Source organism: Phyllobacterium myrsinacearum, assembly GCF_014138285.1.
Classification (GTDB): domain Bacteria; phylum Pseudomonadota; class Alphaproteobacteria; order Rhizobiales; family Rhizobiaceae; genus Phyllobacterium; species Phyllobacterium myrsinacearum_A.
In genome coordinates this window covers 148,625-161,042 of sequence record NZ_JACGXN010000006.1, presented here as the reverse complement: position 1 = coordinate 161,042, position 12,418 = coordinate 148,625, and the positions used below count along the sequence as shown (strand labels likewise).

Genomic DNA, 12,418 nt, shown 5'->3' with positions numbered 1-12,418 from the left:
GAAGGTTCAAGTGCCAGCTTCATGCCAGCGGCACGGTTGGATCGAGCATTGCATGAAATCCTTTTGGTCTCTCGCCGCGACTTGTGACATGGCGCGGGAAGCTGCCAATGCAGAATGACAGATTCATCACAGGAGAGCGCCCGGCTCGCCATCAGGATGATCCTGCCACAAACAAAGCCGGTGCTTCGCGTGCGTTTGATCCGTCTGGTTCACAAAAGCTCAAATCGCCAGGTGTTCAAACAGTCGAGCCACCGCTTCTGCGCCTGGATCGATATGCCCCTCCAGCTGCTTGGCATTGATATAGACCGCGCGCCCCGCGTTGGCCCGTACGAATGTCGCCGTCAGATTAGCCCCCGCCCGTGCTGCCTTGGCAGCAGATTGCAAGCTTACGTCAAGAGCATCGAGCGCCGGAGCGAGCGCATCCACCATCGTCCTGTCTCCCGCGCGGGCGCCGCCAATTTCCTGCATGCGTATGAGTCCAGCCTTCAGCGCATCGTTCAGGGTCAGGCCGCTGGAAGCACCCTCACCTGCGGCTGTGAAGAAAATGGCAAGAAGGACACCTGATGAGCCCCCCATCGTCTGGCTGAGTTCCTGACCAATTGCGCGCAACAATTGTGCATGATCAGCTAGAGGTAAACGATCAATCGCTTTTATTAATGCTCGTGCAGCCCCCGCCAATGTGGAACCCGTGTCTCCATCACCAGACTTGGCATCCAGGGCATTCAGATCCTGCTCCGCAGAAATGAGCATGTCACAGCAATTGAAAAGGAATTTCCGTGTTTGATCATGCTGTGATGGAAGAGGTGCGATAGGCGTCAGACCGTCCGGCATTGGCATAATTACTATGGGTGTTACCTGCGAAAGACCTGGCCATGCAGCCAACGATACCGCTTCGCCCAAAGCATCCAGATCCGCCTCCTCCGCGGGATAAACGGAAACGGAAAACCCGCGCATGTCGAGGGAGGTCATCATGGCCGCCGGTCCGACAATGTGTGAAAGACTTTTACCGAGCGATGAATTGACGAGTTCATGAACCAGAACCGACATTTCGAGAACCGAGGTCCCGCCGAGATTGTTAATAAGCGCAACATGCGGCTTGTCATCCATCGCTGCCGCGAGCTTGCGTACAACCGCGTCCATTGCCGTTCTGGCGTCAGAATAAACGATCTGCTCTACGCCCGGCTCGCCGTGTATGCCGAGGCCGAGTTCAGCCATTCCTGCCGGGATGCGGTTCTCTTTGGATGATCCGGGCACCGTGCAGGTGTCAAGCGACATGCCGATGCTCTTTGTGCTGGAAATGACCCGCCGGGCCGCAACCGTGATGGCCTCCAGGGTTGCACCGCGTTCAGCCATCGCACCGGCAATCTTGTGCACAAACAGTGTTCCGGCAATTCCGCGCGCCTGAGGCAAATCCGGCAGAGCGATATCGTCATCCACGATGACCATGTTCACATTGAGCCCGAAGCCTCGCGCACGCTCTGCAGCAAGACCGAAATTGAGCCGGTCACCGGTATAATTCTTGACGATAAGAAGACAACCGGCTGGTCCTGTCACCGCTAGGATACCCGCCAGAACCGCATCGACACTTGGTGATGCAAACACGTCGCCGCATACCGCTGCGGTTAGCATGCCTGCTCCGACAAAGCCCGCATGGGCAGGTTCATGGCCTGATCCTCCGCCCGAAACCAATGCGACCTTGGACTTGTCCCAATCATTGCGAATGATCACACGAATGTGCGGAAAGCCATCAAGGCGTGCAAGCTTACTGCGCGAGGCGGACAAAATGCCGTCAATAGCCTCCGTAACAACATTTTCTCTTTTGTTGATGAACTGTGCCATTGAAAACTTCCTTATCGTCAGGTGGGATTGATGGCCGAGGATGGCTTTGCTTACAACAATGTAGACCACGCTGCGAATGGTTCGTGCAGCCGCAGCGGTAGTGTTGCGTTCCTATCATCAGGCCCGCTTTTCAATACCCGACCCTTCACACGGTTCGGCTTCATAACGGGATAAAGACAGCGACCTTGTTTTTGACATAGCGAATGGTGTTGAAGGCACATATGTCATTCATTGAGTATAGGGTATCCAGAAAATACGAGGCACATTGTGATGGACCAAAGGCCGTTGAGCATGGCGTTGAGGTTGATGTATTTTTCCAGCAGCTTCGTTTTCGCAATCCTGATAACGATTGGATTGTCGGTTGCGTGTCTTGGGGCACTGTCCAATTCTGCGCTGAATAAAATTGACGTTGGCGGCCTGGTTGTTGGGATGCTGCTGGTATGTGCGCTCCTCGTTGCTGGATGCTGGCTTGCATATCTTCCACTTCGCCGGCACCCCAGACTTGTCCGAGCGGCCGCCTCTGCTTTCGGTCTTGCGGTCGTTATATCCCTTGTTCTCATCGTTTTGATTGACTGGGGTTAAGTGAAAGGCCGTGCACCAGTCATTTCATGGCGATAATGTGTCTTCCATCATGCTTTGACATCAATGATCCCGCACCTGAACTGTAACTTCGAATATCCGGTTGACGGCGGCCATGACTTCATCAGGAACGAAAATCTGGACAGTCCGGCATCAGGTCGCGATCGACCGTCTCGCAACTCTGATTGAGATAATTTCCCCAGTTTTTATGAACGCAGCGCCTTGAATGTCATCGGGCTATCCTTTGACTTGATATGATTGAGCCAGCGCCCGTACAGCATCCGCTCCCACCGCAAGTATGCGATCCGACAACACCGTTCCTTCCACTGCTCGTGCCATTTGAAGCGTGCCGACGAACATGGCGTAGATAGCCAGAACAGCACCTTCAGGATCCCGCGTCTGCGGTGGAAGCCCAGCTGACATTTGCCGTACCATGGCCAGTAATCTGTCGGTATAGAGCTGGCGCGTATCGGCCGGCTGACGGGCAAGTTCGGGCAACAAGGCAGCGGAAGCGCAACCGTCTCCGGGATTGTCCCGATGCTCCGGTGAAAGATAAGTGGCTATGACGAGTTCTAGACCACCTGATGCCAATGCCTTGAGCAATTTCTCTGCCTGACCTTCCAGCGCATCCGCCACGCACTCGCGCACAAGCTCCGCTTTCGAATCAAAATGTGGATAGAAGGCTCCGTTCGTTAGTCCAGCGTCGCTCATTATACTCGCAAGCCCGGTCGCGGCGATACCATCATCACGAAACCGCTCGCTTGCGACTTCCATTATCCGGCGACGAGATGTGTCTTTTCGCCCTTTCTCATATCGCATGATTTAACACAGCTCCATCAATTAAATTATAGTCATAATATCATTAACGCTACATAATACAATCTACTATCGGATGCCGCGCGCTGTTGAACTGCAGAACCGTCAGGATGCAGACAGACGAGATACGTGTGCACGCCGCGTACCGTCTTTCGGCGCAGCGGATGGCAGGCGGCAGATGATTGTTTGGCTCCCGTCACGGCGAGTTTGCCCAGAGCTCTACGGTGTACAAACGCGTCAATTCGCGAGAATGCCACTGCGTATTTGCCACATTATTTTTTTCGATTGTAGTATGATCATAATTTGATATTATGCCCATACTGCAATGACGCCGCAGTCTATCTATTGATCATACGTCGACCCTTAAGGAGGGTTATAAAATGACACGTTTACTCCTCGCCGCAGGTATGGCCCTTTCTCTCGCCGCCTGTTCAACAACGGGTGGCCAGACATCTGAAACGCATTACAAATCCAATGCAGGGTTTCCCGTCCGTGCCGACAGCCAGAACAAGAAAATTAACACGAAAAGCAAGGTGGAGACACTCGCCGCCGCACCCCGCCTTGGTTTCGCCGGTTTTTCAGGAACGCAAATAGCCGTAGGTATAAACTAGGTGAAATCGAGGTGCCGGTTGAACGAAAAGCCCTGACGTAATTCGGGGCCTTTTCCTCGTTCAGAAGAACAGCTGGCATGGCTCATCCCTCAGAACCCGACCAGGCTGGGTGAGGTTACCGTGATATCGCCGGGACTACGGTGTTCCTGAAGATTTTGCCGAGCAACGGCTGCTTGCAAAATCTGAGAAATCAACATGACTTTTGCCGTGGCTTTCCTACCCGATCAAGATCGGAAAGAAATTCTAGTCAACACACCAAGGATATGTTGCTGGACTGGTAAAATTGAGCCGCCTAGCCTCGCCGGGAATGAAACTCTCGGAGATGCGCCACGAATGACCAAGCCCGACAATCCGGATTTTTCGGCACAGGAAACGTTGCGCCTCATCGGCGAAGCGCCCGTAAACTGGGTTCCGGATATCAGGGGTATCGATCACAACGTTACGATCATTGGTGGCGGGCAGACAGGTGCGACCTTTGCCTTTGCGCTGCGGCGTGCTGGCATTGGCAAAGTCAATGTCATTGATGCCGCTGACGATGAGAGCCACGCCGGCGTTTGGCTGACGCGGGCACGCATGAACAAGTTGAGAACACCAAAAAGTCTTGCTGGACCGGAGCTCGGCCTGTCCGGCCTTTCCTTTCAATCCTGGTATGAAGCCCGGCGTGGTGCCGAAGCCTATGCTTCCTTTGACCGAATTTCCCGGATCGATTGGGCTGACTATCTCAAATGGTACCGCAACTTTCTCGGGATCAAGATTCGTTACGCAACAAAGCTGTTGCAGATCGAACCGGCGGACGGTCACTTTCGCCTGCATCTTGACGTTGCAGGCAGGCACCACATTGAAATGACACGTAAAATCGTCCTTGGAAACGGCGTTGGTGGTGCCGGCGGCGCCTATGTTCCACCTGCATTGTCCAGTCTTCCAAAAACGCACCTTGCTCACACGTCGGAGGTGATTGATTTTACCGGACTGAAGGGCAAATCCATCGCTGTTGTCGGATCTGCTGCATCCGCATTTGACGCTGCGGCAACCGCTCTGGAGAACGGTGCGGCTAATACCCATCTCTTTGCCCGTCGTGCATCGATTGCCAACGTCCCGATCAATCGCGTTCGCGGTTATCCCGGTGCCTACGACAATTATCCGCATCTTCCCGATGCCATCCGCTGGAAGCAGGCGTTGCGCTTTCGGGCCGCGGGATCAACCCCGCCACCCGATGCCATAGAACGCGTTGTCAGGCAGTCGAACTTCCATCTGCATCTTGGCGCGCCATGGGACGTCGCCGATGTTCGCGAGGGAAAGGTTGTCACGCAAATACACGGGCAAACGTTCGATTTCGACTTCGTGATCGCCGGAACCGGCTATTTTGCTGATCCGGCAGCGCGTCCGGAACTGGTTGCGTTTGCCGACAAGATCAGGTTGTGGCGTGACCAATATAGCCCGGCTGCCGACGAGCGGGATTCCTCGCTTGAAGCCCATCCCTATCTGGGTCTCGCGCATGAGTTTCTTGAAAAAGTGCCGGGACAAGCCCCCTATCTGAAAGACATTCACGTCTATAACCCTGCTGGTTTTGTCAGCTTCGGTCTGCCGATCGGCGACGTACCCAGTATTCGGCGCGATGTTCCTGCCGTGGTCGCCCGTATCAGCCGCGATCTTTTTCTGGCCGACCTCGATCATCACGAAAAACGGATCACTGGCTCTGTTGATCCGGAATTTTCCGAACAGCTTTATGCCTCGGCCATCTGGCAGGCCGAGACCATTGCTGCGGAATAGACCTCTTCAAAAAACCGAAAGAACAACATGTCATTCGAACCCGATCTATCAGACCCGTTTGTTGCAAAGGCTGTTGAACTGCGAAGAGTGTTCGATCATGACGCTGTGGAGCGGGACAAAGCTGGCGGGCAACCGCTGGAGCAAATACGCCTGCTGAAGGAAAGCGGTCTGCCTTCCGCTCAGATCAGCAAAGAATACGGCGGACAAGGAGCTTCCTGGCTGTCCATCCTGCGTGTCGTGCGCGAATTTGCCCGAACAGACGGTTCGCTGGCACACCTTTTTGGCTATCACCACCTGCCTCTCAACGGCGTTTATTTCCGCGGGTCGGAAGCCCAGAAAGAGAACCTGCTTCGCCGCTCTGCCCGCGAAAACTGGGTCTGGGGCAATTCCGGCAATGCCATGTCCAAATCTTCCTCCGGCCAGCGCGATGGCAGTGGCTGGGTAATCAATGGCTTTCGTCCCTTTTCTTCCGGCTCACACATTGCCGACTATCTGCAAATCTCATGGGAGAACGAAAAAGGCCAACGCCTCTCGGCTGTCCTTCCCGCTGATCGCGAAGGTATCGTGATTGAAGATGATTGGGACGGTATCGGCCAGCGCCAGACTGGCAGCGGCACGGTGACATTCAACAATGTCCGTGTGGACGACGCCGAACTCATCGGTTCACCCGACGTGCCGTTGACACCATTTGCTTCACTGACTTCGTTGTTTCAGCAAAGCGTGTTGTTGAATGTCTTCGTCGGCAGTGCCCAGGGCGCACTGAGCGAAGGCCGCGACTATACCAACGACACATCGCGCCCCTGGGTTTATTCAGGCGTTGAAAAACATGCCGACGACCCGTGGATCAAGCGAAAATACGGAGAACTTTACATCCGCACTCTGGCTGCAACGGAACTGGCTGATATTGCCGCCCGCAGCCTTGATGCAGCCTATAATGAAGGCGAGGCCTTGACCCTAGAACAGCGCGGGCTGACTGCCATCGATCTGGCTACCGCGAATGTCTACGCAGGTGATGTCGGGCTCGAGGTTTCCAGTGAAATTTTCGAAGTCATGGGCGCACGGTCAGCCACCAAAGCCAACGGCTTTGATCGCTTCTGGCGCAACGTACGCACGCATTCTCTGCACAATCCCGCCGAATACAAGAAGCGCACCATCGGAACCTGGCTTCTGTCCGGCGAGTTTCCAACGCCCGCAATGTATCGCTGATAAAGGATCGCCCAATGGCCAAGCGCAAAGACCAGATCAAACTCGGCGCATTTCTACTTTTCACTGGCCATCACGTGGCTGCGTGGCGTCATCCGCAAGCATCCGTCGGCGTTAATTTCGAGAACTATATCGAACTGGCCAAGTTAGCTGAAAATGCGAAGTTTGATGCGATCTTTTTCGCAGACGGCGTTGCCGCCCGGCTGAAGGATATTGAAGCGGCCAGCCGCAAAGCGCATAGCGGCGTCTATCCTTTCGAGCCGATTACACTCCTGTCCGCTCTTTCATCCGTGACGAAAAACATCGGCCTCATCGCAACCGCATCGACCAGCTATTCCGATCCATTCAATCTCGCACGGCAGTTTGCGTCGCTGGACCGCTTGAGCGGCGGCCGTGCAGGCTGGAATCTCGTCACCTCATCGGACCCTGAGGCAGCCTTCAATTTTGGCCATGACGGCCATATCCTCCATGCAGACCGCTATGAGCGTGCACAGGAATTTGCCGATGTTGTGCTGGGTTTGTGGGATAGCTGGGAAGACGATGCCTTTCCGCGTGACAAAGCCAGTGGGCAATATTTCAATCAGGAAAAACTGCATGTTCTCGATCACCGCGGCAAGCATTTCAAAGTACGTGGTCCACTCAATCTTCCACGTTCCCCGCAAGGTCATCCTGTCGTCGTGCAAGCCGGAGCTTCAGAGGCAGGCAAGGAACTTGCAGCGCGCACAGCCGAGGCCATTTTTGCCGCACAGATCACACTTGAGGAAGCAACCGCCTATTACGCCGATGTCAAGGGACGTCTGGGCAAATACGGTCGGACACCGGACGATTTGAAGATTCTCCCCGGGATTTTTCCGGTGGTGGGAAGAACCCAAGCCGAAGCCCAGGAAAAATTTGAACAGTTGCAAGACCTGATTCAACCTGAGGTCGGTCTCAATCTGGTATCAGCGCTCGCGGGTGGGGTTGATCTGAGCGCCTACCCGCTTGACGGGCCAGTACCAGCAGATCTTCCGGAAACCAATGCCGGCAAGAGCCGTCAGAGTTTGGTTCTTGATCTGGCACGGCGGGAAAACCTGACGATCCGGCAGCTCTATCTGCGTGTCGCCGGAGCGCGCGGCCATTGGCAGGTGGTTGGTACACCCGAACATATTGCTGACGTTCTGGAAGAACGTTTTGAGAATTACGGCGCTGACGGTTTCAACATCATGGCGCCGGTGATGCCTGGCGGGCTCGCAGATTTCATCGAGCTGATTGTGCCGGAGCTGCGCCGTCGCGGACTTTTTCGCACGGAATATGAAGGCAAGACCCTGCGCGAAAATCTGGGGCTGAAACGCCCCGCCAACCGTTTCACTCAGGCAGCCAGTGCGGCCGCAGAATAAACATAGAGCAGAGAGTAAAGACATGAGCCGTGACAAGCTGTTTCTGATCGAACCGGGGTTCGCCGATCCCAACCGGCCCGGCGAAGTTTTTGTGTGCCCCTATTGCAATGCCATCGAAGGGCTGCTTGCCAGCTTTCCGCAGTTTGCAACCAGTATCGACATCGAGCGCGTTCCGTTTGCGCGCCCCCGCGAAAAGGTGATCGAGGTCGTGGGTGAGACCAATCAAGGACTTCCAGTGCTGGTCCTTGGCGACAACGTACCCGATGACGCCACGCATCACGATGGTGTTGCATTTGTCAGCAGCACCGGCCGTATCCTTGACCTGCTTACGGATCGCCATGGCTTTCCACGCATACACAATTGATCCGGAGCAGCAATGATATTTGAGCCCGACACCACCAATCCCTACATCGCTGCAGCTGTCGACCTGCGCAAGATCTTTGCCCTCGACGCAATCGAACGCGACCAGGCCGGAGGCCGACCGGCGGAGCAGATTCGTCTGTTGAAAGAAAGCGGACTTCTCACCATTCTTATCCCAAAGCAGTTTGGCGGTGCCGGTGAGCCCTATTCCACAGCACTCAAGATTACACGTGAGTTCGCCAAGGTCGACGGATCGCTCGGGCACATCTACGGCTATCATTTCAGTCCGATCCAGAATGCGATCACCGGCGGTATCAATGACCAATCCGCAGATATTTTACGGCGTTCAGCGGCCGGAAACTGGTTCTGGGGTAATACCACAAACAGCTTTTCCAAGAGTTTGTTTGGCCGACGTGATGGCGAATGGACCATTCTCAACGGCTTTCGTCCTTTTGCCTCCGGTTCCCATGTTGCGGACTATCTGACCGTTGCGTGGGAAGATGAAAAATCGAACGAGCGCAACTTTGCGCATATCCCCGCCGAACGGGAGGGAATTACCATTGCCGGCGACTGGGACGGTATAGGACAGACGCAAACCGGCAGCGGGCGCGTGCTCTACAAGGACGTGAAAGTGCACGAGAGCGAGATCGTACCGGGACGGGCAAACTCGACCGACCCTATCCGCTTGCTCACGCCGTTGCAGCAACAAAGCGTTCTCCTGAATGTTTTCATCGGCACTGCCCAAGGCGCCTTGCTTGCAGCACGCGATTATACGATTCACCATTCGCGGCCATGGATGTATTCGGATGTTGGCCGGCACATCGATGATCCATGGATCAAACGGCAATACGGGGAGTTGTGGATCAAGACACAGGCAGCAACCGCACTCGCCGACAGAGCGCTGAGGGTAGTTGACGAGGCCTATGCACGTGGACCGGAACTGACCGCAGACGAGCGTGGCAAAGCTGCAATTGCAATCGCTTCGGCCAATGTCCTGGCTGGAAAGGTTGCGCTTGAGGTGACGACCGAGATCTTTGAAGTGATGGGTGCCCGCTCTGCAGTGCGCAAGCAGGGGTTCGACCGGTTCTGGCGCAACGTGCGCATCCATACCCTGCACAATCCTGCAGAGTATAAAACGCGCAACGTGGGGACCTGGTATCTGACGGGTGACTATCCCGAACCCGGGATTTTCCAATGACCGCGCGTGAGCTGCACCTGAATGTAAACATTCTGCATTCGGGCTTTTCCCCGGCGGCGTGGCGGATGGATGGCAGTGATCCCCGTGCCTCCTTCGATATCAATCACTATATAAACATCGCAAAGACTGCCGAGCGCGGAACCTTTGATGCTATTTTTCTCGCCGATCAGGCCGCAATTTCGGATCGAGTGGACTTCCGTCCACTGACATCGCTCGAGCCGACCATCGTACTCGCCACAGTTGCCGCGCACACGGATCGTATCGGGCTCATCGCAACCGCGTCCACCACCTATAACGAGCCCTATAACATCGCCCGGCGTTTTGCGACGCTCGATCATGCGAGCAATGGGCGCATTGGCTGGAACATTGTTACCAGCGCCGATCTGCCCCAGAGCCGCAACTTTGGTCTGACAAAGCCCGTTGAACATAGCCAACGTTACCAACGGGCCGCAGAATTTGTCGATATCGTCAAGGCGTTGTGGGACAGTTGGGAAGATGACGCATTTATCGGCGATGTCTCAACAGGACAGTTTGTCGACGTATCCAAGGTGCATCCCATTGCGCACAACGGACCCCATTTCTCCGTGCATGGACCACATAACATACCGCGGCCGCCGCAAGGTCACCCGGTTCTGATCCAGGCCGGAGGATCAGACGATGGCCGGGAACTGGCGGCGCGTCATGCGGAAGCGGTATTTTCAGCCTCGCAGTCCTTCGAGGAAGCACTCGATTATGCGCGCGATCTGAAATCCCGCGCGGCCAGACTTGGACGCTCGCCCGACGGACTGCTTGTGCTTGCGGGCCTTGCCACCATTATCGGCAGCACGGAGGAAGAAGCAAAGCGGCGGCAGGAAGAACTCTGGGAACTGATCCCGCTGGAATACAGTCTGACCCGACTGTCAGGTGTGCTGCAGATCGATCGTGAACGACTGAAACTGGACGAACCGCTGCCCGTCGATATCCCATTGCCACCCGATGGCGGGCATACCTTTTTCAAGGCAACGCTTGCCTTTGCCCGGCGCGGCAACTTGACCGTGCGCCAACTGATCCGCGCGCTGAATGGTAGCACGGGGCACCGAACGATTGTCGGTACGCCGGAGGCCATAGCAGATGATATCGAAGCCTGGTTTCGTGCCGGGGCTGCTGATGGATTCAATCTGATGCCAGATGTGCTGCCGAGCGGTTTTGACGTCTTTGTTGACCACGTCGTGCCAATCCTCCGGCGACGCGGTCTCTTCCGTTCACACTATGAAGGCCGCACACTGCGCGAGCACCTGGGCCTGGCTCGTCCTGCCAATCCCTATTCGACGGCGGCGGCCGAATAGGCGCTTGCGATCTTTGATCGACGGATATTTCCCCCTGGTGCGGTTTATTCTGCGGCAACAATAGCGAGGGATTGAGCCGGAAAAGGCGCAGCGATCTGTTCGATTGTTCTTAGTGCCCGCGCCTCGGCACCAAGCCAGTTACGGAAGCGCTCGACGCGGGAACGCTTTGCTTTGTGTGCTGTCGTCGCGAAGTAATAGGAAAATTCGACCGGTTGCGGCGTACCGAAGGGGCTGACCAAGCGACCGGCAGCAATATCCGCTTCCGCCAGACGCAATTTGCCCAGCCCGATACCTTGGCCGGCAATCGCAGCGTCAAGCACCAGCGATGATTGACTGAGACGAAAGCCATTCCCTGAAAGGGTCCCGGAAATACTTTCGGATCGGGACCACTCTGTCCAGTTTGGACAGGATGAATCGTGTTCAGGTCCCTCCTCATGCAAAAGCGGCACGCTCTGCAACGCGCCCGATCCGCGGTAAAGTCCATGGTGCTGGGCAAAAGCCGGACTGCATACCGGAAGCACCGCTTCCGAAAAGAGCCTGTCCACCACAAGTCCGGGATAAGCACCCGTTCCATAACGGATAACGCAATCCGTTTCTTCACCCTCGAGATCAGCCAACTGGGTTGATGCATCGACCAGCACCTCCAGATCAGGCGCTGCCCGTCGCAAGGCATCAAGTCGAGGTATGAGCCACTTGCTGGCAAAGGACGGAGCGACAGACACCTTTATCGGCGCATCGTGGTCACTTGTCACAAGCCGCGCCACCGACTCGAGCACCGCATCGAATGCGTCCGTCAGACCCGGCATCAGGGTGTTCCCGGCCTCCGTCAGTTGCAACTGGCCCCGAGTCCGATGGAAGAGCGCCTTGCCAAGATGATCTTCAAGCAGTCTGATCTGCTGACCAATCGCGGCAGAAGTCACGTGCAGTTCCTCGGCAGCTCGTGTGAAACTCAGATGCCGTGCTGTTGCCACGAAAGCGCGGAGAGACGTCAATGGCGGGAGCCTCGCCAGCGTCGGCGGTAGTGGTTTGGGCCTTTTGTGATGCAAATCGCTCATGTGTACATTGCAACACAAATACGCTCCCAAGGACGAGAGCAGTGATTGCTTAAGCAGGGATCGCCGGGCAATTTTCTTCGCTCTTCGAGACGACAATCTAGAAACCAAATCTAAAAACGGCAAAACCCAAGATGCAGCCGCGATTTTGTTTTTCGTATTGGCTGCCGCATTTCATTCTAGCTGCCCCGCAAGATCCTCCCCTCTCCGTTACGTGATCGCACTGCTGAGTAGAATTTCTTCACTGTATAAAGTCGTTCTTCTTTCTCCTTAAAGAAAAACATTCTTC

Annotated in this window: 10 protein-coding genes; 7 read left to right on the top strand and 3 right to left on the bottom strand. The window is 55.4% G+C overall.

The window, feature by feature from the left end:
* Nucleotides 1-219 precede the first annotated feature (219 nt).
* Both FHW16_RS18320 and FHW16_RS18315 read right to left on the bottom strand, forming a co-directional pair.
* Nucleotides 220-1,839: a dihydroxyacetone kinase subunit DhaK gene (locus FHW16_RS18320; protein WP_182550713.1), complete on the bottom strand. Its 1,620-nt coding sequence runs from the start codon at nt 1,837-1,839 to the stop codon at nt 220-222.
* A gap of 816 nt (nt 1,840-2,655) precedes the next feature.
* A complete protein-coding gene (locus tag FHW16_RS18315; RefSeq protein WP_182550712.1) occupies nt 2,656-3,237 on the bottom strand; it encodes a TetR/AcrR family transcriptional regulator in 582 nt (193 codons plus the stop codon).
* A 377-nt stretch (nt 3,238-3,614) separates the two neighbouring features.
* Here FHW16_RS18315 and FHW16_RS18310 point away from each other — a divergent pair, with 377 nt between their 5' ends.
* The 7 genes from FHW16_RS18310 (at nt 3,615) to FHW16_RS18280 (ending at nt 11,077) form a co-directional block, all read left to right on the top strand.
* A complete protein-coding gene (locus tag FHW16_RS18310) occupies nt 3,615-3,845 on the top strand; it encodes a hypothetical protein (RefSeq protein ID WP_182550711.1) in 231 nt (76 codons plus the stop codon).
* Between the two features lie 333 nt (nt 3,846-4,178).
* The gene (locus tag FHW16_RS18305; protein WP_182550710.1) at nt 4,179-5,615 is read left to right on the top strand and encodes an NAD(P)-binding domain-containing protein; all 1,437 of its coding nucleotides are present in this window, start codon (nt 4,179-4,181) and stop codon (nt 5,613-5,615) included.
* Between the two features lie 27 nt (nt 5,616-5,642).
* Nucleotides 5,643-6,821, top strand: coding sequence for an acyl-CoA dehydrogenase family protein (locus FHW16_RS18300; RefSeq protein WP_182550709.1), 1,179 nt, complete (start codon nt 5,643-5,645; stop codon nt 6,819-6,821).
* 14 nt (nt 6,822-6,835) lie between these two features.
* The gene (locus tag FHW16_RS18295) at nt 6,836-8,194 is read left to right on the top strand and encodes an LLM class flavin-dependent oxidoreductase (RefSeq protein ID WP_182550708.1); all 1,359 of its coding nucleotides are present in this window, start codon (nt 6,836-6,838) and stop codon (nt 8,192-8,194) included.
* Between the two features lie 22 nt (nt 8,195-8,216).
* Entirely contained in the window at nt 8,217-8,558 is a 342-nt protein-coding gene (locus tag FHW16_RS18290) for a DUF3088 domain-containing protein (protein ID WP_182550707.1), read from the top strand.
* Between the two features lie 12 nt (nt 8,559-8,570).
* A complete protein-coding gene (locus tag FHW16_RS18285; RefSeq protein ID WP_182550706.1) occupies nt 8,571-9,752 on the top strand; it encodes an acyl-CoA dehydrogenase family protein in 1,182 nt (393 codons plus the stop codon).
* Complete coding sequence (locus FHW16_RS18280; protein ID WP_182550705.1) at nt 9,749-11,077, top strand: LLM class flavin-dependent oxidoreductase; 1,329 nt, start codon at nt 9,749-9,751, stop codon at nt 11,075-11,077. Before FHW16_RS18285 ends, FHW16_RS18280 begins: the two co-directional genes overlap by 4 nt.
* Nucleotides 11,078-11,121: 44 nt before the next feature.
* Here FHW16_RS18280 and gcvA read toward each other — a convergent pair whose 3' ends face one another.
* Nucleotides 11,122-12,132, bottom strand: a complete 1,011-nt coding sequence (gene gcvA / locus FHW16_RS18275; protein ID WP_182550704.1) for a transcriptional regulator GcvA — start codon at nt 12,130-12,132, stop codon at nt 11,122-11,124.
* Nucleotides 12,133-12,418 lie beyond the last annotated feature (286 nt).